The following is a 19,743-nucleotide window of genomic DNA, read 5'->3' on the forward strand; positions in this document are numbered from 1 at the left end:
CTTTTGAAATGCAATGAAATCACAACATCATGCAGGTCATGGGGCAGTGGACACCCGTAGAAATAAGTCCAACAACAATAAGCGACAGAAAATAAGGCAGCTGCCGGAAAAACTGGCCGTCATCGGGTCAATCATCCTGCTGATCATCGCCTGGGTACTGGGCGGGGCCCGCCTGTCAAATCTGGAAACGGAACAGCTCAGCCACTTACTGCCTGAGAATGCCCAAATCGTAACCACTGACCAGAGTACGCTGAAGATAACCACCAACGCCGGACAGGATACTCAATGGCTCAGTCAGGGGTCAGGGGTTGGCTACGGCGGAAAAATGGATATTGCACTGATGATTGATGATCAGGGTGTCATCAAGCAGCTGGCAATCCTCTCCTCCAGGGAGACCGCTTCCTATCTGCAGAAAATAATCGCCGCTAAATTCCCTGAACAGATGGTCGGCCAGTCCATTAACAACATCCTTCAAGTGGATGCCATCAGCGGCGCAACCCTGTCTTCCTCGGCCATTCTACGGGGTGCCAATCTGGCCGCGGAACCGGTGCGACAGGAGCTGATGAACTTAAGCCTGGTGGGTAGCAGAAGCCCATGGTCGTATTTTGGCTGGATGGATCTGGTCGCCCTGCTGGCATTTGCTGCCGCCTGGCAGATCAGCAAAACCCGTCACCCACAGCGAAAGAAAATGGAATGGGGATTGATGCTTACCAGCCTGGTGCTGTTTGGTTTCTACGCCTCTGCGCTCTTTTCTTCATCAACACTGGGGATTCTGATTTCCGGCACCTGGATTTCCGGCCTGGGTAATTATACGCCACTTATCCTGCTGGTCCTGACCGTTGTCACCTTGTTGTCCACCAACAAAAACCTGTACTGCGATATGATCTGTCCATTCGGAACCACTCAACAGTGCCTGGCAAAAATTACCAACCCACCGACGGTGACACTAAAGCACAGTATTTTTACCTGGCTGCCCAGAGTCATTTTTCTGGCTGTGCTGGCCGCCGGGCTCTATTTCCGAAATCCGGCAACCATCGCCTACGAACCCTTTGGCATCATGTTCGGCATGACCGGTTCAATCCAGCTGTTCATCCTGACCTTTGTGATCATTCTGACGTCATTGATGATCTACCGGCCCTGGTGCAAAACCCTCTGCCCGGTTGGCGCCATGACGGACTTCCTGAAATTTATCAAAGCCTGGGGTAAGCAGGGTCTGAAAGATTACCAGCGCAAGACAAAGACAACATCAGCTCGCCCGGCCAACAACATACCTCACCGGAGTCTGTCGTAATGGAAAAAGGTTCATTCAGGAAAAGTGTGGCGTTCGCCTTTTTCACCGTTGCCTCAGGGCTGGTTATTTTCAGTGGATTTAATGCTGTCGGACAGTTGAGCAGAACATCCGACAACCTCCAGCCGGTTTATATCACTCAGGAACAGGTGGAAACCTCTACAGAACAGCCAGCGATCAAATTAAACACTGAACAGTGGAAAAAGCTGGATATCATCAAAGATATGACGGAGTAACCGGCTGATGTCAATGTCACCTGCAAGCCGCCTGGCCACTATGGATGGTAATGAAGCAGTCGCTTCTGTCGCCTACCGCTGCAATGATGTGATCGGTATCTATCCGATTACGCCCTCTTCTCCCATGTCTGAAACCTGTGAGTTATGGGAAAGCCAGGAAAAAACCAACTGCTGGGGAGTCATTCCCAAAATCATGGAGATGCAGTCCGAGGGAGGCGCTGCAGGTGTGGTTCATGGCGCACTGACCGCAGGTGCCATGTCAACGACGTTTACGTCATCCCAGGGACTGCTGCTGAAAATCCCCAATATGTACAAAATTGCCGGGGAGCTGACGCCTTTTGTCATGCATGTGGCAGCCCGAACCCTGGCAACCCATGCCCTGTCCATCTTCTGTGACCATTCCGATGTCATGGCGGCCCGGCAAACCGGGTTTGCCATGCTGTCTTCCGGCTCCGTGCAGCAGGCTCACGATTTTGCCCTGATCAGTCAGGCAGCAACCCTTGAGTCCCGCATTCCTTTCATGCACTTTTTTGACGGCTTCCGTACCTCCCATGAGATCAACAAAATTTCATGGCTGAGTGATGATCTCATCAAGGCAATGATCAGTCAGGAAGCACTGGACGCGTTTCGACGCCGCGGGCTCACCCCTGATAACCCCTCCATCCGGGGTACCGCACAAAACCCGGACGTATTCTTTCAGGCCAGGGAAGCCATCAACCCTTACTATCAGGCCTGCCCGGATATTGTGGCTGAGAAAATGTCACAGTTTGCCGAACTGACGGGAAGAGAGTATCGCCTGTTTGATTATTACGGCCATCCAGAAGCAGAGCATGTCATCGTGATCATGGGGTCTGCTGCCAGCACGGTGCAACAGGCGATCGATGAGTTATTGCCGCTTAACCAGAAGGTGGGGGTTATTGCCATTCACCTGTTCAGGCCTTTTTCACTGAAGCACTTCCTCGCCGTATTACCCGATACCACCCACTGTCTTACCGTGCTCGACCGAACCAAAGAGCCCGGTTCATTGGGTGAGCCCTTGTATCAGGACGTGGTGACGGCCATTTTACAGTCGGGACGGCAGAGCCTTCCCAAGGTCGCTGGCGGACGCTACGGTCTTTCCTCAAAAGAGTTCAACCCAAACCACGCCAGAGCTATTTTTGCGGCCATGCACAATGGTACGTTGCAACATAACTTCACCGTGGGCATTGTGGATGATATCTCAGGTTTGTCCTTACCCGCCCCTCAGACCAGCCTGGAACCCAAACGACAGCTTAATGCTATATTCTATGGGCTTGGTTCGGATGGAACGGTCAGTGCCAACAAAAATACCCTGAAAATCATCGGCGAACAGACCCCGCTGAATGTACAGGGCTACTTTGTTTACGACTCCAAAAAATCCGGCAGTGTCACCACCTCCCATCTGCGTGTTGATCAGCACCCCATTGAAGCGCCTTATCTGATTCAGCAAGCCAGTTTCATTGCCTGTCACCAATTTGATTTTATTTATCGCCTGGAGATGTTTGAGCAGGCTGCCGACGGTGCAACGCTGCTGCTCAACTCACCCTGGCCAGCCGGAGAAACCTGGAATCATCTCCCACAGGAAGTTCAGGCCGTTATCCTTCAGCGACGATTAACGCTGTATGTGATCGATGCAGCAGCCATTGCCGAAAAGCTGGGCCTGGGTAAACGGCAGAACACCATTCTGCAAACCGCTTTCTTTGCCATCAGCCAGATACTGCCCATGAAACAGGTTCGCCAGCTGTTAAAAGAGAGCATTGCCAAAAGTTATGGGAAAGCAGGCCCAGCCATCGTTGAAGCCAATCAACAGGCAGTTGATGAAACAGAGCAGTACCTGCAGCTGGTCACGATTCCAGAGAGTATCAACAGCACCCTGTTCCGTACCCCGGTCATCAGCGAGCACAGCCCTGAGTGGGTACAAAAGGTCACGGCCCTGATACTGGCCAATAAAGGGGATGCCCTGCCCGTCAGTGCATTCCCGGTTGACGGCTGCTGGCCAACCGCCACCAGCCAGTGGGAACGGAGAAGTATTACCACTGAAATTCCACAATGGACTCCGGAACACTGCACCCAGTGTAACCAGTGCAATCTCATGTGCCCACACGGTGCTATCCGAAGCAAGCTGGTCAGTCCTGAGCAGCTTGACGATGCGCCTGCGTCGTTTACTTCAATGCCCTATCAATATCGTGATTTCACTGACCAGTTATTCACGTTACAGGTCTCCCCCGACCATTGTACCGGCTGCGGTGTATGCACCCAGATATGCCCTGCGAACCGTAAGGGCGATACCTTAACCATGGTGGCAAAAGCCCCCATTCTGGAAACACAGCGGCAAAACTACGAATTCATGTTGGATTTGCCTGACCTCAAACGGATCCAACTAAAGCGGATTGACGGACGCAACAGCCAACTGTTGAGGCCGCTGTTCGAGTATTCCGGTGCCTGCAGTGGTTGCGGTGAAACCCCTTACATCAAGCTGCTGACCCAGCTGTTTGGTGACCGGCTGATGGTTGCCAATGCCACCGGTTGCTCTTCAATCTATGGCGGCAACCTGCCAACCACACCGTATTCAAAAAACCATGAAGGCCAGGGGCCTGCCTGGGCAAACTCTCTTTTTGAAGATAATGCCGAGTTCGGGCTGGGAATGCGACTGGCCAGCAGCAGCCGCAGGTCCTATGCACTGGAACAGCTGTCATTAATAGCTGACGACCTGCCTGATGAGCAGAAGCAGCAGATTTTGCTGGATGCCTTTGATCACAGCGAGTCCGCCGTTGAACGTCAACGTCAGACTATTCAGCAATTGGAAGAAACATTTGGGAACCTTGACTACCTGAAGGACCTGGTGGAGAAAAGCCACTGGATCATCGGTGGCGATGGCTGGGCTTACGATATCGGTTTTGGCGGCCTCGATCATGTGCTGTCCAGTGGCGAAAATATCAACGTCCTGGTCATGGATAATCAGGCATACGCCAACACTGGCGGACAGCAATCCAAAGCGACCCCAACCGGTGCCGTGGTCCGTTTTGCCAACCGGGGTAAACAGGGCAAAAGCAAGGACCTGGCCATGAGCATGATGCTGCAGGGCGGTATTTACATCGCCAGGATTGCCATGGGAGCCAATATTAACCAGAGCTTAAAAGCCCTACAGGAAGCGGCGGATTACCCCGGGCCATCACTGGTGATCGCTTATGCCGCCTGCATTACCCACGGTATCGATATGAGCTGTGGTATTGAGCATCAGCAGCAGATGGTGGATACCGGTTTATGGCCACTGTACCGGTTTGACCCAAGACGCTTTGACCAGGGTAAAGCTGCGCTTCAGATGGACTCCAGGACACCCAGAAAGGATGTTCGGGAACTGCTGACCAGCGAGTCCCGCTTTAACCAGATATTACAGAAAAACCCTGCCCGGTTTCAGGCCTATACCGACAGCCTGCGGCAACAGGTTCAACATCAGCACACCTTGCTGAATCAATTAAAGGAATGGAAATAACTTGTATGGCAACTATTGCAGTTATCTACGGCAGTGACACTGGAAACACACGACGGATTTCAGAAATCATCGCTGCGCGGCTAAAAGTGGATTGTCTGGATGTCGCTGACTGCTCTGCAGAGAGTCTGACTGATTATGAAATGCTGATCATGGGCGCGCCTACCGTTAACCAGGGTGAACTGCAGTCAGACTGGGATTACTTTATGCCGGATCTGGAAGATGCCGACCTGAGCGGTATTCGCGTTGCCCTGTTTGGCCTGGGCGATCAGAAAGAGTACGGCGACACCTTTGTCGATGCGCTGGATAACCTGGCTGAAGCCGTTGAGCAGTCAGGGGCCGAGCTGGTTGGCCAGTGGCCAGTTGAAGGTTATGAGTTCACCGAGTCCCGAGCGGTTCGAGGCAACCACTTTGTCGGACTGGCACTGGACGAAGATAACCAGCCAGAACTGACCGGGCAGCGCCTGCAGCAATGGCTTGAGAGCATGAATCTGGGTAACTGAACTGCCTCTACAACAGTGGTCATTTATTGACCACTGTCATCACCAGTCCTGACATTTAACGGCATAATCATTCAATAGGAAATACTGCGCATGGATTGTTCAAACTGAAAATGAATAGCAAGGATATTGATAGCATCAGCCTGGAAAAACTACGGGAAGACATCGATCTCAACCTGTCGTCCATGGATCAGTTTTATCAACGTCGGTTTGACCTGTCTATACAGCCACATCGCCTTCAATTTAATGCCATTATTTATATTGCCTCAGGGAAAGGTGAGCACTTTATTGATTACAAAAAATACAGATTCAAAGCCGGTACCATGTTCTTTTTATCTCGATACCAGGTGCATCAGTTTTGTTACAACCCCGATGTAACCGGCTATGTACTGGCATTCAGTGATGAGACTCTGTTTTTTGGAAATGATGATTCATTAAAAGACCTGATTGTTACTGCATTTTCTGAGATCAATACATTACAGGATCCCGAATTAGCACTGCTTGGACTCTTTCAGGCCCTCTGGCATGAGTTTAACAATCATGACCTGCCCTTTGGTGGCGAGGTAGTCAGAACCCTGTTGCGAACCGTTATTATCAAGTCTCTGGTCAGGGAGCATCAGGCAAAGAAAAACCTCCGGGCAAGTGCTGCACGCTCAACGACGTTCTACCAGCTGAAGTCCATGATTGAGTCTGACTTCCGTCGCTCACGAAATGTGAATGAATACGCCAGAGCGTTGGGAAAGAGTTGCAAACAGATCAACAAAGTCTCCAAAGAAAACACGGGCCACACCGTGAAAGAGCTGCTGGATCATCGCCTTCTGATTGAACTGAAACGACTGCTGGCATTCAGCCACTACTCCATCACCGATATCGCCTTAAATCTCGGTTTTAATGAGGCGACCAATATGACCAAATTTTTCCGTCGTCATACCCAGCTGTCGCCTAAGCAATTCAGAATGGTCTGTCGAGCCAATGAAGTTAAGTAGCACGCCGGGCAAATACCCAGTAAAGACTCAAGAGATAATTACTGCACATTCCGGCAGCAATTCCCATGATCATTGCCATATACAGAGAATACCCGGTACTCCCAAAAGAAATCAGGCATAACTGAAATACAGCAAAATTGGGCAGCGCAGAAAAGCAGGCTGCCATCATGTGCTTTTGCCATTGCCGCCAGCAAGATTCACAATGCCGGTCACTGAATGTCAGAAGCCGGTTACCTGTCCAGGTCATAGTAGCTGCCCCCGAAAATGCCACCATACGGCCAGCCAGTGCCTCCATAGAGAAAACCTGCAGACAAAGGCTGAACAGAATAATATCAACAAGAAAGCCAAAGCCCCCGACTGCCATAAACTTGATCGGTCTGTTAGCCTCTAGGAGTCTTTGAAACATCGATAAAGTGCTCGCTGCTTTACAGTAATAAAACGTTGCTCACAGGCATGATCAAGACCGACAATAAGGCGCTGCACCTGCAGCGACTCGCCAATCAGCTGAAAATCATCCATCGTCTGTAATGACGCATTATCGGTTAGCACCCTGGCCTGACCGAGACTGTAAAACTGGCCAGAAAACGGCCGTTTTCCCACATAGAAACTGGGCACACTGTTATCCGCCTGCTGGAAGATAACCGCATCGCTTTTACGGTCACTGCCGCCGTTAATCATGGCAATGGTATATCCCAGCATGAGCATGGGGGCGATACAGCACACCAGCCGAAACCATCGGGGAGCCATGATTTTTTCAGGCAGCAGCATGGAAATTAACAGAGCCAGAGCCGGGATTCCGGGCAGCACATACGCCTGCAGGATATTGCCCGCCCCGGTAAACAGAACCATAGGAGAAACCAGCCAGAGCAATAAAAAGCTGAGAACACCGTCATTACCCCTGGCTCTCAACAAGAGAGAATGACGCTGTCGCCAGAGTAGTACCGGCAGTACAATTGACCATGGCGCGGCGGAATACAGCCAGAACCACCAGATAGTACCACGCACTTCCTCATGAGCAGTTCCGTACAGATCGCCCTCCCAGCCACTGACGACGAACCGCTTAAAGTGCTCCCCGACAATGAAGTAGTCCAGAAAGCCCGGCGTCGCCTGCTCTGCCATCAAATACCAGGGAAGTGCAATCACCAGCATCAAAAGACTGCCGGTCAGCAAAGGGAAACGGTGCCATAAAACCATAAAAGCCTGCTTCAACCCATGCTGAATAACCAGCCATGGCAAAACAGTCAGACCCACCAGAACCAGTATAAGAGGGCCTTTTGATAGCAGCCCTATAGCAAGCCCTATAAAGCCGACATATCCCCAGAATTCTTCACCTTTCCAGCAGAGATAGAACCCTGTCATGGCCAGAACCATACCTACGGTCAATACCATATCGGTCATCACAGCACCCTTGGATAACAGGAAGATGCCGCAGGTTGCCATGACCACACTGGTTCTGAGTGCATTAAAGCCGAGTTTGCGGGCAAAAAGTGCCATCACCGCCATCACAAAAATACCCGCCAGCCAGTGCGGAAAACGAACCGCAAACTCAGAAAGGCCAAACCACTCAATACCTGCAGCACTCATCCAGGTAAACAACGGAGGCTTACCCCAGAAAGGAACACCGTAATCGAATTGGGGAGTTAACCAGTTCCCGGTTTCAGACATCAGTCTGGCCATCTCCCCATAGCGGGCTTCTGTCGTATCCATTAATGGAAGCGCGACCATAGCCACTAGGCGGATACACAAAGCTGCAGCCAGTATTCCCCATAGGTAGACTTGCTGTTTTCTCATGCGACTTCCCTGATGACTGGCTGAATGTGCTGATGTCGTTCTGATCGTGCCTTTTTCTCTGTGACGGAACGAGTCAGGTAAAGTGGTCTGGCCTTGGCTTCAATAAAAATCCGGCCAATATATTCTCCCAGCAGACCAATGCTTAATAACTGAATGCCTCCAAGCCCCAGCTGCACCACCATCATTGAGGGGTAGCCAGTGACAGGCTCTCCCAGAATCAGTGTTTTCAACACCACCATAAGCCCATAACAGAAGGCCAGCACTGCAACCAGGCTCCCCATCAGGGTGGCGATACGAAGCGGTTTGATCGAGAACGAGGTAATGCCATCAACAGCCAGCCCCAGTAATTTCAAAAAATTCCACTTGGTACTGCCACAGAACCTTTCATCCCGATCGAATAAAACGGTGGTCTGTTCAAACCCCGGCCAGGCAAATATCCCTTTCATATAACGGTTTCGCTCGGGCAACCGGTTGATATGCTCGATGACCTTTTTATCCAGAAGTCGAAAATCACCCACATTTTCCGGTATTTCCGATTGAGAAAGGCTATTCAACAGCCGGTAAAATATGCTCGCTGAGGTTCGTTTGAACCAGCTCTCACCATTTCGTTTACGCCGCTGCATGTTGACGATATCAAACCCTTTTTCCCACTGCTGCAGCATGACAGGAATCAACTCGGGTGGGTCCTGAAGGTCGGCATCCAGTAATATCACCGCCTGCCCTCTTGTATTTTCAAGGCCGGCAGACATGGCTGCTTCTTTACCAAAGTTTCGGCTCAACTGGATACAGAACCTGTCGCTGCGACTTTCAGGAAACGAAGCCACAAGATTCCAGCTATCATCCTGGCTTCCATCATCCACATAAATTATTTCACTAGACTCCTGCAGCTGATCCAGTACGCCAGTTAAACGACGGTGAAATTCGGGCAGGACATCAGACTCATTAAAAAAAGGAACCACCACCGACAGTGTGATCGCTCCCCCAGAGTTTGATTTTTCGGGACCTAAAGCCATGACAATCATCCGTTCAGCAATTTGTATCCATGCTAAACACTGTCATGTGAAAAGGATGTCACAACACCTTCTCCTGCCACCGATTTGAACAGCAGGAAACAGCAGGGTAAGAAAAACAGGATGGCTGGAACCGTTAATAACAGTCCATACCCCAGGGTCAGCGCCATTGGCCCCATATAAACATCAGCGCCCCCAAGCCCATAGGCCAGTGGTAAAAGACCGGCCACAGTGGTTATTGTCGTCAGCAGCACAGGGCGAAGTCGTGTAGCAGCGCTTTCAACAATCCCGTCAATCATTGCGCTTTCTGATATCTTTTCTGACTCATCGGGGTGTCTATTGAGCCGGTCAACCATGACCAGTGCATTATTTACCACGACACCACAGAGGCCCAGAATACCGATACCGGCAAAAAACGACATGGGTTCGCCATGAACCATTAATGCGAATACAGCAGCAGCGATCGCAAAAGGAATAACCAGCATCACCAGTAATGGCTGCAGCAGAGAACCAAACAGCAGCGCAATAATCACCCAGATACCCACCAGGGCAATGATCACGGCGCTAAGCAATCCACCCAGGGCATCCTGTGTCATTTCCGCTTCACCACCAGCTTCCAGACGAACACCCGGGTACTGGTCTGCAAGTGCCCGAAAGTGTGCAAGGGCATCCATAGCCAGCTGAGCGCCATTTTGCACATCATCATCCAGATCGCCCACAACATAGGTATTCCGGTCTCCACTCCAGTGAGTGATCTCCCGCGGGGTCATCACTGAAGTTACAGCGGCAACCTGTCTCAAAGGAATCTGTCGGCCATCGGCAGATGGAATATCAATATTGGGCAGATAACTGGACTGACGGTATGGACTGTCCAGCCAGACTTTGATATTTACTTCTTCATCACCCAGCCAGCTGGTCGATGCCTCTCGTCCTTCATAAGCCAGGTTCAGGCTGTTATTGAGATCATCAACCGTCAGGCCAAGCCTTGCCAGCCAGGCATAGTCCGGTTTAATCAATGTTTGCGGTCTCAGGTTCTCATCCGAATTTTCAAGATCTGAAGTGCCCGGCTGTTGTTCGAGCCACTGCATCAAATCCCGGGCAAGTTTTTTACGACCATCGTCGTTAGATCCAAAAATACGGAACTCTATGGGGTCCGGTGGTGGTGGACCACCCGCATCCACTTTTACATGGACGGCTGTCAGCCCGGCAAACTCCGAAGCGGCTTCTTCCAGGTACTCCGAGACTTCATCAGCATCAAGGGAGCGGCTGCTGACCGGCGTAAGAACAATCAGCCCCGTGGATTCCGGTGCGCCTTCATTGATATGAAAACGTGCAACTTCCGGAGTATTCATGAGAAGTTCCACAAAGGGTTTGTTAATGAGCTTCACTTTCTCCAGGGGTGTCCCGTCGTCCACCTCCAGAGAAAACTCAACCAGACGGGCAGCACCTGTTGGAAAGAAATCCAGAGCAATCTGTCGATACCCGGTATATAAAACTGAAGCAGTAACCCCGATAAAAGCCGGAATAAGAATAAAGCGCCCATGCAACGCCTTTCTCAACAGGCGTTGATATCCGGCTTTGCAAACATCAAACCAGTGCCTGCTGGAAGATTCATTTCCGCTGTTGCTATTTCCCAATGTATTTTTTTCCAGCGCCCTGGCCAGGTGAGCAGGCAGCAGAAAGGTTACATCCAGAAAAGACATCAGCAATGCCATGATGACCGTCAATGGCAGGACGGCATAGGTTGCCCCAAAGTCTCCCCCCATAAACAACATGGGAAGAAAAACCAATACGGTGGTTAACAGGCTGGTAATGACGGGCCTGAATACCTGCATATATCCTTCAACCGCCGCTTTCTCAGGAGTAAGTCCTCGATGCCAGGCCTGATCGATACTTTCTGAGACCACGATTGAGTCATCAACGATGATGCCAATAATCAGCAGGATTGCAGCCAGAGTGACGCTGTCCAGGGAATAACCAAACAGCAGCAGCATGGTGACGGTACCAAAGACACAAACCGGCAATGATGCGGTGATCCACGGCGCCAGGCGACGCTGCATGGAAATAAACAACACGGCCAACACCAGAACAATACCGATCAAACCATTGTTCCTGACGACCTGAAAGCGTGCGTCAATTTCTTCTGCAAGATCCAGGGACCAGTCATAGGTCAGTCGACCATTACTGATGGCCTTCTCTTCCGCCAGCAATGATTTGACCGCAGCAACCGTGTCCAGTGTATCCCCGGACTCCGTTTTAAACAGCGTAAAACCAATACCCTGCCGGCCATTGACCATAAAGCCCTGGAGCTGACGCTCAAAACCATCAGTCACTTCGGCGACATCACTGAGTCGGACAGGACCACCTCCCGGCAACAGTGAAACAATGACGTCCGAAAGTTCCTCAATAGACTGTACCTGCGTCAGGGTCAGCAGGTTCTGCTCTGACTGCCAGGACTCCACCACGCCACCACTGCTGGAAATATTTCGGGCACTGATGGCTCTGACGACTGCTTCCGGTGTTAAACCATAGGACTGCAGACGATCCGGCACCAGCGACACAATAAATTCACGCTTGGGAAAACCGGTTGAGGTGATTTTCCCGATACCCGGAATCGTACGCAGCTTCTTTTCAATCTGCCGGGCTGATTCACGAAGCTCGGCAAATGGCATGTCTCCCGATAAACCCAGCGTCATAAACTCGAACGTGGCCGTATTTTCTGCCTCAACCAGAGGGGAGTTCTCAAGGTCTGCCGGAAGACCGGTAACGCGATCGACAGCATCTCGAATATCCTGATTAACCTGGTCAATGTTTTCACCATCACGAATACGGATCTCAATCTCAGAATAACCATCAATCGATGTCGACAGATACCAGCCAAGGCCCTGAACCGACTTCAACTCTTTTTCAATGCGGTTGGTGATTTCAAGTTCAATCTCTTCTGCTGAAACACCGGGATATTCCGTAATAATGGCCGTTTCACCCTGTTTTGAAGCGGGCAGTTCCTGCAGGCTGATATTAAACAGCGAGGCGACCCCGGTCAGGCAGATCATAAACAGCATCAAACTGGCGAAAAAACGCTGCCTGACAAAGAAGTAAAGAATGGTCTTCATCACTCCTCCTCAGCCACAAGGTTGGTAAGAGATACTTCAGCATCCACCGTAAACCCGGGACGAAGTATCATTCCCGGGTTATCAATGACAATCTCGACGGGATAACTGTTTCTGGTGGTATCAGTCTGAATAGCAATCGTCCTGATATGGCCTGAAAAGTAGTGACCAGGAACGGCTTCCGCAGTTAACGTGACGCCCTGACCTGATGCAAAGCTGTTGACGTGCTCTTCCGTGACATAAACGACAGCTTTTAGTTTTTCTATCTGCTCAAGCTGATACAGCTTTTGTCCTGAATGGACCCAGTCCCCTTTATTAATGAGCCGTTCACTGACCCAGAGACCGTTCTCTGCTGTGATTTGGGTACGCGCTAATGCCAGCTCGGCCTCACCCAGTGACACTTCCTGAAGCCTCAGGTCCGCTTTGCTGACCAGATAGTCTGCTTCAGCATTTTCAAGCTGTTCTCTGGCCAAATTATTTTGTGCCACCAGATGCTTATACCGGTCATACCGGCTCTTTTTTACCACCAGCTCAGCATTAGCCTGAGCCAGACTGGCCTTGGCCCGTTCCATAGCCAGCAGATAATCCTCCTGGTTTATCGTAACCAGAGAGGTTCCACCTGATGTCTGTTCACCCACATCATGGGCGTAGCTTTCTACAACACCATCAACCTGAGAGACAACAGCAATGGATTCCAGGCTCTGCAGACTGCCCATGACATGAAGTACGTCTGCACCTGACGAATTAAAGGCTGGTTCTTGATAAGAAGGTGACGATGCGGTTACTGATAACGGAATACTGACCAACAATACTGTGGCCAATCGAAGAAGAACTGGCGATTTCATAACATTGACCCCAGGCAAGTGCCTTTTTGGGGGCAATGTAACCAGTCATACCTCTTAAAAATGTCACAATGTGCTTTTTAGGCTAATGGCACTGACTTAAGAGTGAAAGCATTACCATACGGAGGCTTTACAGGAACGTGGGTACTTACCCTGAAAGATTGCATGAAGCCATTCCCGGTGCTTTGGACAGAGCAGCGTCATCACTTTCGGAAGTGTGCGATCGTAGCACCTGAGGCCTCTTCAGAAAATTAAAGAGGCCTCAAAACGTTTGACCTGAACAAATAGCAGTTGCTCATACTGATCAGGATTCCCATTTATCAAACATCGCCTCAATGTTATGTCCATCAGGATCATAAACAAAACAGGCATAGTAATTCTCTGTATATTGAGGACGAGAGCCTGGAGCTCCGTTATCTCTTGCGCCAGCTTGAAGTGCTGCTTCATAAAATTCCTGAACCTTTAATTGGCTTTCTGCACGAAAGGCAATATGAAAACTGGTTAAGGCTTCCGTTGTGTTAGGACTACGAATTTCAAACAAAAAACCCTTTCCAAGGTCAAAGGCCCACATTCTCCCTTCTTCTCCAAAGGCGATTTTGTATCCAAGTGGACGAAATGCCGCTTCATAAAATTTCCGGCTCAACTCAACATCACTGACAGAGATAGTAACGTGATCGATCATATACCTACCTTCAAGGTTAATCAGAATTTATTAGCATTCAATGTGGAGGAGCGAATCACCGTTTGTCGGCTATAAAAAAGTTCGCACATGGTTCACAGCCCCTACCACCGGAATAGCCGCGAACCCACAAAATCACAACACCAAAAACCACAGTAAAAGAACAATAGAATCAAGCAGTTAAATGTCGTAACTCTCAGAAGAGCCATTGCTTTTTAGATAGCCTTTAAAGGCATCACGACTCAGGACTAAAATTGATCATTGCCAGACATCCCTGCTGGTCATCCTGGGAACTGATGGAAAAGCTCCACCCCTGTCGTGCACAAATATCGTTGACCATCATCAGCCCAAGGCCATGGCCTTCATGCTCTTCAGGGACACTCTCAATACCTGGTCCGGTATCCAGGGCACTGAAGCAGTGATTATCCAGTCGAAACAGAATCTCTCCGGAACGGGTGTAACCAAACGCATTTTTAATCAGATTGCCCAGCAATATCCTGACCACGGTTGCTGGCACATTTAATGTGATGGCAACCGTGGCATTGATATGTACCTGAATCGCTTTATCCCGGATTAACAGCTGGTGCTCATCAACCAGCTGCTCAATAAACGCCTGATTCAGTACAGTGGTGACATCTTCTGGAAATGGGGTTTGCCTCACCAGGCTTAGCAGTGTTTCAGTAATGTCCTGCATATTCTGGCAGGATGTCTCAAGACGCTGTCGCTGTTTATCAATAAACGGTTTCTCAATAACCGGTGACTCACGCGACACCCTGAGCAATGTAGCCACCCCCGAGATCACCATCAGCGGTGTGCGCAGCTCATGACTGACATAACGGCTGAACGCTCTCTCCCGTTGAATCGACGCATGAATTCTCTGTCGATAATCATTCAGCGCATCCACCAGCTCAGCCTGCTCTTCTGTGGTAATCACCGCCGGTTCAATCGGGGCAAGGTCATCAGCCCAACTCTCTTTGATCACTCTGGCGAGCCCGTGCAACGGCGCTGCAAGATGGCCGGAAATCCGATAAATCAACAACCAGACTCCCGCCAGTATCAGTAGTGAATAGAGGATGACACCCGCGATCAGAGATCGCTCTTCCAGTTCAGTGATGGTCACTCGCGCGCTGTCCTCAACGATATAGAGAGGCGCTAACTGTCCATTAACCGTCATGGTTGTGGACATAACCGTTGCAGAGTCTCCCGTTCTTGAACCCGGTTCCTGATAATTAAAATCCTCTACCCCTTGCCATTGGGCAGAGAAGCGTTTTTGAAACTCAGCCGGTGTATCTTCATAACGGTCATAAGCGACGGTCAGGTGATCAAGAACCAGAGAACCCTGAAATCCCTGTTGATATTCCTTGATGGCAAAATCACTGATATAGGCAAGACGACGACTACTGACTTCATCTTCCGTGATGTGCAGCGTGGCATAAAACAGCAGAAAATTGATCAACAGAACAACGGCAATGACAATGCAGAAAGCCATTGTCATTTTCCACTGCAGGGAGAGCAGCTTTCCTCTTTCAAGGATCTTGTTAAGCAATTGAGATAATCCTGTTTTCTACTCTTTGGTCGAAAGCGTTGCCTGAAGACGGTATCCCACCTTGGGAACCGTAGTAATCATGGGCTGTTCAAACGGCTTATCAACAGCCACACGCAGTTGATAGATATGATTACGCAGCGCATCACCATCGGGTGGCTCATCCCCCCAGATGGCGTACATCATCTCTTCCCGGGTCACCAGGTCAGGAGACTTGCTGATCAGCAATTTGAGCAGTGTAAAACAGGTAGGATTCAGAGGGATATCCTTATCACCGCGTCTGGCGCTATGATTCCCCAGATCAAGTGTCAGGTCTTCAAATTCAAGGGCGTCGCTGAAGGCGCCCGGACTATTGCGACGAACCAGTGCCTTGACCCTCGCTTCCAGGATTTTCAGGTCAAAGGGCTTAACCAGATAATCATCTGCTCCTTCTTCAAACCCCTGCAGGGTATCATCCGTCGTATCACGGGCGGTCAGCATCAGAACAGGCGTAGTAATCCGTCGTTTCCTGAGTTCACGACAAACCTGGTAGCCATCCATTCCCGGCAGCATGATGTCGAGAATAATCACATCAAAATATTGCTCACTGGCCAGTTCCAGCCCGTGACGACCATCCGCTGTATAGTCCAGCTGATGACCAAAGGCTTCAAAATAATCGAGAACGATACCGGCAATTTCCCGGTTATCTTCAATCAACAGCAGGCGCATACTACGATACCTGTTTACATAATCCGTGGCTCAAAACCATAACCGACCTGCTTATACCAATTCCACCTTCTAAACATGAACTGCGCAGCCATTTTGCACCGCTGGTTCTTCGTTGGAATTCATCGCAATAGCCCCGCTATTACTCGTCATTCCGCCTTGCCCAGCCGTCCAGAATGGCTTGCTCGATATCATATTTAGAAAGCGGAATTGGTATTACTTTTCCGGCCTTGGAAACCCTTCCAGAATCTTTGCCACGGCCTCGTTAATTCGTACAGTTCGCTGTTCCGGTGAGAGATCTTCCTGAATTCTGGCCCTGGAGCGTCCACGCCACACAACCTGCTTTGTTTCCGGATCAATAATATCAATAATCAGAGAGCCTTCTTCATATTCCTGAACCCGGCTGTCAGTGCTGACACCGAGCCCCCAGGGGCTGAAGCCATAACCAAAAGAGGTAGTCACCTGTCGTTCTTCTCTGCGGGTTTTCTGGCCGGCAATGTAATTGACCAGAAAGTCGACCTCTGTCTTATCGGAGTCGACACGCTGAAATCCTCGAGTCTGCAGAACCCCATCCACCGCGTTGTGAACACGCTGATCCATCAGGGCTTCAAACTGATAACCCAGCTTCTGGGAGTCCTGAGTTGGCTCAATCCAGCGATAAGTGGTCAGGCCTGTCAGTGAACGTTCAGTATCATAGTCCCAATCTACTTTCTGAGATGTACAGCCCGACAGAACGACAGCCAGAATAACAACAGCGTAACGCCTCAATCGATTTACTACAGACATAACCTCTCCGTTTGCCTTTACATGATACTGTTAATGAAGCCTGCCCATATTAATAGAGATACTGCGGGAAGTAGCAAGATCAATCCCCCTCGCATCCAGGCGCACTTCTAACTTCCAGTCCAGCTTCACAGATCTCTGACTCAACATAGAGAAAACAGCACTCAGGGCCTGACCAACCATTGGGTTTATTGGGTGAGAGTCATTTATCTCAGGTATTGTGACTTCAAAGTCATAATTTGAAAGGTAACCTGCCGAATAAGCCCTGGCCTCTTCAACAACAACATCATCACGATATACTTCTTCAGAGTATGTCTCATAACTGCCATCGTCTTTTCGCCTTCGCGTTTTTTCAATGCCTATCAGACTGACAAGAAGCTGATTACCCTGAATGGCCTTCTTGGTATGAAGCTTGAAGCTGCCAATAATGGACTCACCGGGGTTATAAGCCGAACGAGGCAATGACAATTCAATGGTTCCACGCAGGAATCTCACAATAAAATAGATAACAACGGCTACCAGCCCAGCAGCCACCACTGCGGCAATCAGCAGACCAAGCGTATTATCAGACATTGTTTCCCCCCAAATAGTTATATTCGTTCTGTTCAAACCCTGAACTTAATACAGCTTTCACAGTTTTTAGAACGTTTGCTCAAATCTTGAATTCCATTTACCCCAATGAACATGGCTGCATTTTTACAACAATTATGCCATTTTTATGTTTATCGTCCGACATGGATTACAAATGATTTGCAGTGAATCCACAGAGATTGGTAGGCTTTGCGGAAAATATCTATACCCCTGTGAAATACACTGAGCAAGGTCATCATGAGCGTTACTATTTTTCATAACCCGCGTTGTTCAAAATCCCGCCAAACTCTGAGTATTCTGGAAGAACAGGGGGTCACCCCTGAAGTGGTGCTGTACCTGGAAACCCCTCCAGATGCCGATCAGCTGAAAACCATTCTGGGCAAACTGGGCATCAATGCCCGAGACCTGCTTCGTAAGGGTGAACAGGAGTTCAAGGATAACAACCTCAAAGATCCATCCCTGACTGAAGAGCAACTGATCAAGGTTATGTGCGAATTTCCCAAGTTGATTGAGCGCCCCATTGTGGTCAATGGAGAAAAAGCCAGAATTGGCCGCCCTCCAGAGTCAGTCATTGAAATTCTCTGAAAACGAACCAAACAATAATAAATAGACCTTTTAGCAGGCCTGACATGTTCATAGCAGTATATGAATTTGAGATTAAACAAGGCACTGAGGCCAGGTTTCGCAAAGCATGGCTGGAAGTGACCAAAGCCATTTACCAGCAATGTGGAAGCTTTGGCTCAAGACTGCATACTTCAGACGACCCGAACATTCTGGTCGGCTATGCTCAATGGCCAAGTCGTGAGCAGTGGGAAAAAGATCATGAGCTGACCGATGCCCTTTATCTTGTGGCCCGTCAGAAAATGAGAGACTGTCTTGTTCAGTCAAAGACCGTCTACAAGCTGGAAGTGAGTGATGACTATCTGCAGGCGTATTCAGCAACAGCAACATGCGCCTGATCATTGCCGTGCGAACCCTAACAAGAGATGAACATAAATAACAATGCAGCAAAAAGCTAACCGGATCTATCAAGTCTGCCTTGCACTCTATGCAGGTCTGATTCTCTCTCTGCTGGCAGAGACCTGGTGGTTGAACCCTCCACAGGGTTCCATCCTGGGTATATCCGCCCTGCAGTTACTGCCCTTACTGCTACCTCTTCCCGGCCTTCTGAAACGTGGTCTGAAAGCTGCATCCTGGCTCTGTTTTATCCTCTGTTTTTATTTTATCAGTGGCGTTCTTGATGCCTGGTTCCGACCGGAACAACCTCAGGGCTGGCTGATCACCGGATTCAGTGTCCTGTTATTTATCGGTTCCATGGTGTTTATCCGCTGGCAGGCTCAGGCCAATAGAGCCCGTTTAGCGGAGAGTTGATACTGTTAATCCATGGTCAGGCACCTTCTTTTTCTGCGTCCTGGCCTTTAATAATCTTGTGTTCTTCTTCCGAAATTCCCTGTTTCCAGTAACTGCTGATATAAAGCTTTTCCCGGGGAACTGCACGCTCCACTTTCAACAACTGGCGAATTTCACGCATGGCAGAAAATTCACAGGCGCACCAGGCAGACACACTGCCCTCTGGCCAGGGCTGATCACGAACGGCAGACAGGAAATGATCACGGCCGATGACCCAGATAATCTCCATGCCCTCCGGCGCCACCAACTGCTGCTGATCACTATCGTCCAACACTTCAATAATTGCGACGCCTGTGACGTCGGCGGGTAACTGCTCAAGATTGCAGCTGATGGCAGGCAGTGCAGTCATATCACCGGCGATAAAGAACCACTCAGCATCCGGGTTGATCAGCTTGATATCCCCAGGGCCTGCAATGCAGATGGTGTCACCGGGCTGGCAATGTTTGGCCCAGCCAGATGCCGGTCCGGAGTGACCATCATCACCGTGCAGGACAAAATCCACGGTCATCTCCAGATGCTCAGCATTGAAGGCGCGGATAGTGTAAGTGCGCATCACGGGCTTATTGCCATTCAGCCTCTCCAGGCTGGCAATATCAGCGAGCGGTGCACCATCGGGCATAAACAGCAGTTTGATATAGCCGCTAGCGCAGTCAACCGGAAAGTCGGTCAATGAAGGGGCAGAGAGCACCACTCTCTGCATGTTGGTGGTCAGTCGGGTCGTACTTTTTACGGTGAGCTGACGCAGTTGACGCTTTGCCATT

Annotated in this window: 19 protein-coding genes; 8 read left to right on the forward strand and 11 right to left on the reverse strand. The window is 49.9% G+C overall.

Features of this window, described 5'->3' with window-relative positions; genetic code table 11:
- The first annotated feature begins 13 nt into the window (after positions 1-13).
- The 5 genes from GV64_RS17575 (at position 14) to GV64_RS17595 (ending at position 6,518) form a co-directional block, all read left to right on the forward strand.
- Positions 14-1,291 (forward strand): FMN-binding protein, encoded by a 1,278-nt coding sequence (locus GV64_RS17575; RefSeq protein WP_020584790.1) that lies wholly within the window; start codon positions 14-16, stop codon positions 1,289-1,291.
- Positions 1,291-1,524, forward strand: a complete 234-nt coding sequence (locus tag GV64_RS17580) for a hypothetical protein (RefSeq protein WP_020584791.1) — start codon at positions 1,291-1,293, stop codon at positions 1,522-1,524. Before GV64_RS17575 ends, GV64_RS17580 begins: the two co-directional genes overlap by 1 nt.
- 7 nt (positions 1,525-1,531) lie before the next feature.
- On the forward strand, positions 1,532-5,035 hold the full coding sequence (gene nifJ, locus GV64_RS17585; RefSeq protein WP_020584792.1) for a pyruvate:ferredoxin (flavodoxin) oxidoreductase: 3,504 nt from the start codon (positions 1,532-1,534) through the stop codon (positions 5,033-5,035).
- A gap of 5 nt (positions 5,036-5,040) precedes the next feature.
- On the forward strand, positions 5,041-5,535 hold the full coding sequence (locus GV64_RS17590) for a flavodoxin (protein ID WP_020584793.1): 495 nt from the start codon (positions 5,041-5,043) through the stop codon (positions 5,533-5,535).
- A gap of 110 nt (positions 5,536-5,645) precedes the next feature.
- Positions 5,646-6,518: an AraC family transcriptional regulator gene (locus tag GV64_RS17595; RefSeq protein ID WP_020584794.1), complete on the forward strand. Its 873-nt coding sequence runs from the start codon at positions 5,646-5,648 to the stop codon at positions 6,516-6,518.
- Here the strand turns inward: GV64_RS17595 and GV64_RS17600 are convergent.
- From GV64_RS17600 to GV64_RS17645, 10 genes are all read right to left on the reverse strand, one after another.
- Positions 6,511-6,924: a GtrA family protein gene (locus GV64_RS17600; RefSeq protein ID WP_152554111.1), complete on the reverse strand. Its 414-nt coding sequence runs from the start codon at positions 6,922-6,924 to the stop codon at positions 6,511-6,513. The genes GV64_RS17595 and GV64_RS17600 overlap by 8 nt on opposite strands.
- Entirely contained in the window at positions 6,906-8,309 is a 1,404-nt protein-coding gene (locus tag GV64_RS17605; protein ID WP_020584796.1) for an ArnT family glycosyltransferase, read from the reverse strand. The genes GV64_RS17600 and GV64_RS17605 overlap by 19 nt, the downstream gene beginning before the upstream one ends.
- Positions 8,306-9,322 carry a glycosyltransferase family 2 protein gene (locus GV64_RS17610; protein WP_201772498.1) on the reverse strand — a complete coding sequence of 339 codons (1,017 nt, stop codon included), beginning with the start codon at positions 9,320-9,322 and terminating at the stop codon, positions 8,306-8,308. Before GV64_RS17610 ends, GV64_RS17605 begins: the two co-directional genes overlap by 4 nt.
- Positions 9,323-9,354: 32 nt before the next feature.
- Positions 9,355-12,432 (reverse strand): efflux RND transporter permease subunit, encoded by a 3,078-nt coding sequence (locus GV64_RS17615; protein ID WP_020584798.1) that lies wholly within the window; start codon positions 12,430-12,432, stop codon positions 9,355-9,357.
- Complete coding sequence (locus GV64_RS17620) at positions 12,432-13,274, reverse strand: efflux RND transporter periplasmic adaptor subunit (RefSeq protein WP_081622225.1); 843 nt, start codon at positions 13,272-13,274, stop codon at positions 12,432-12,434. Before GV64_RS17620 ends, GV64_RS17615 begins: the two co-directional genes overlap by 1 nt.
- Positions 13,275-13,575: 301 nt before the next feature.
- Positions 13,576-13,953, reverse strand: a complete 378-nt coding sequence (locus GV64_RS17625) for a VOC family protein (protein WP_020584801.1) — start codon at positions 13,951-13,953, stop codon at positions 13,576-13,578.
- Between the two features lie 232 nt (positions 13,954-14,185).
- Positions 14,186-15,496: a sensor histidine kinase gene (locus tag GV64_RS17630; RefSeq protein WP_020584802.1), complete on the reverse strand. Its 1,311-nt coding sequence runs from the start codon at positions 15,494-15,496 to the stop codon at positions 14,186-14,188.
- 18 nt (positions 15,497-15,514) lie between these two features.
- Entirely contained in the window at positions 15,515-16,201 is a 687-nt protein-coding gene (locus GV64_RS17635) for a response regulator transcription factor (RefSeq protein WP_020584803.1), read from the reverse strand.
- Positions 16,202-16,414: 213 nt separating this feature from the next.
- A complete protein-coding gene (locus GV64_RS17640) occupies positions 16,415-16,984 on the reverse strand; it encodes a DUF4136 domain-containing protein (protein WP_020584804.1) in 570 nt (189 codons plus the stop codon).
- Positions 16,985-17,014: 30 nt separating this feature from the next.
- On the reverse strand, positions 17,015-17,554 hold the full coding sequence (locus GV64_RS17645; protein WP_020584805.1) for a vacuolar protein sorting-associated family 26 protein: 540 nt from the start codon (positions 17,552-17,554) through the stop codon (positions 17,015-17,017).
- Positions 17,555-17,809: 255 nt separating this feature from the next.
- Here GV64_RS17645 and arsC point away from each other — a divergent pair, with 255 nt between their 5' ends.
- Genes arsC through GV64_RS17660 form a run of 3 tightly spaced genes read left to right on the forward strand, consistent with a single transcriptional unit; the run spans position 17,810 to position 18,943 of the window.
- Positions 17,810-18,157, forward strand: a complete 348-nt coding sequence (arsC, locus tag GV64_RS17650) for an arsenate reductase (glutaredoxin) (RefSeq protein WP_020584806.1) — start codon at positions 17,810-17,812, stop codon at positions 18,155-18,157.
- Between the two features lie 44 nt (positions 18,158-18,201).
- Positions 18,202-18,531 carry an antibiotic biosynthesis monooxygenase family protein gene (locus GV64_RS17655; protein ID WP_020584807.1) on the forward strand — a complete coding sequence of 110 codons (330 nt, stop codon included), beginning with the start codon at positions 18,202-18,204 and terminating at the stop codon, positions 18,529-18,531.
- 43 nt (positions 18,532-18,574) lie between these two features.
- The gene (locus tag GV64_RS17660) at positions 18,575-18,943 is read left to right on the forward strand and encodes a DUF2069 domain-containing protein (RefSeq protein WP_020584808.1); all 369 of its coding nucleotides are present in this window, start codon (positions 18,575-18,577) and stop codon (positions 18,941-18,943) included.
- 16 nt (positions 18,944-18,959) lie between these two features.
- On the opposite strand, the gene GV64_RS17665 is transcribed toward GV64_RS17660, so the two are convergent.
- Positions 18,960-19,742: a siderophore-interacting protein gene (locus tag GV64_RS17665; RefSeq protein WP_020584809.1), complete on the reverse strand. Its 783-nt coding sequence runs from the start codon at positions 19,740-19,742 to the stop codon at positions 18,960-18,962.
- Position 19,743: the final 1 nt, after the last annotated feature.

The organism is Endozoicomonas elysicola, from assembly GCF_000710775.1.
GTDB lineage: Bacteria > Pseudomonadota > Gammaproteobacteria > Pseudomonadales > Endozoicomonadaceae > Endozoicomonas > Endozoicomonas elysicola.

Bases quoted from the DNA above. Each gene is read 5' to 3' on its own strand.
- GV64_RS17655 (WP_020584807.1), top strand. From the start codon at position 18,202: ATGTTCATAGCAGTATATGAATTTGAGATTAAACAAGGCACTGAGGCC.
- GV64_RS17600 (WP_152554111.1), bottom strand. From the start codon at position 6,924: ATGTTTCAAAGACTCCTAGAGGCTAACAGACCGATCAAGTTTATGGCA.
- GV64_RS17620 (WP_081622225.1), bottom strand. From the start codon at position 13,274: ATGAAATCGCCAGTTCTTCTTCGATTGGCCACAGTATTGTTGGTCAGT.
- GV64_RS17605 (WP_020584796.1), bottom strand. From the start codon at position 8,309: ATGAGAAAACAGCAAGTCTACCTATGGGGAATACTGGCTGCAGCTTTG.
- GV64_RS17575 (WP_020584790.1), top strand. From the start codon at position 14: ATGAAATCACAACATCATGCAGGTCATGGGGCAGTGGACACCCGTAGA.
- GV64_RS17590 (WP_020584793.1), top strand. From the start codon at position 5,041: ATGGCAACTATTGCAGTTATCTACGGCAGTGACACTGGAAACACACGA.
- GV64_RS17640 (WP_020584804.1), bottom strand. From the start codon at position 16,984: ATGTCTGTAGTAAATCGATTGAGGCGTTACGCTGTTGTTATTCTGGCT.
- GV64_RS17665 (WP_020584809.1), bottom strand. From the start codon at position 19,742: ATGGCAAAGCGTCAACTGCGTCAGCTCACCGTAAAAAGTACGACCCGA.
- GV64_RS17625 (WP_020584801.1), bottom strand. From the start codon at position 13,953: ATGATCGATCACGTTACTATCTCTGTCAGTGATGTTGAGTTGAGCCGG.
- arsC (WP_020584806.1), top strand. From the start codon at position 17,810: ATGAGCGTTACTATTTTTCATAACCCGCGTTGTTCAAAATCCCGCCAA.
- nifJ (WP_020584792.1), top strand. From the start codon at position 1,532: ATGTCAATGTCACCTGCAAGCCGCCTGGCCACTATGGATGGTAATGAA.
- GV64_RS17610 (WP_201772498.1), bottom strand. From the start codon at position 9,322: ATGGCTTTAGGTCCCGAAAAATCAAACTCTGGGGGAGCGATCACACTG.
- GV64_RS17615 (WP_020584798.1), bottom strand. From the start codon at position 12,432: ATGAAGACCATTCTTTACTTCTTTGTCAGGCAGCGTTTTTTCGCCAGT.
- GV64_RS17660 (WP_020584808.1), top strand. From the start codon at position 18,575: ATGCAGCAAAAAGCTAACCGGATCTATCAAGTCTGCCTTGCACTCTAT.
- GV64_RS17580 (WP_020584791.1), top strand. From the start codon at position 1,291: ATGGAAAAAGGTTCATTCAGGAAAAGTGTGGCGTTCGCCTTTTTCACC.
- GV64_RS17635 (WP_020584803.1), bottom strand. From the start codon at position 16,201: ATGCGCCTGCTGTTGATTGAAGATAACCGGGAAATTGCCGGTATCGTT.
- GV64_RS17645 (WP_020584805.1), bottom strand. From the start codon at position 17,554: ATGTCTGATAATACGCTTGGTCTGCTGATTGCCGCAGTGGTGGCTGCT.
- GV64_RS17595 (WP_020584794.1), top strand. From the start codon at position 5,646: ATGAATAGCAAGGATATTGATAGCATCAGCCTGGAAAAACTACGGGAA.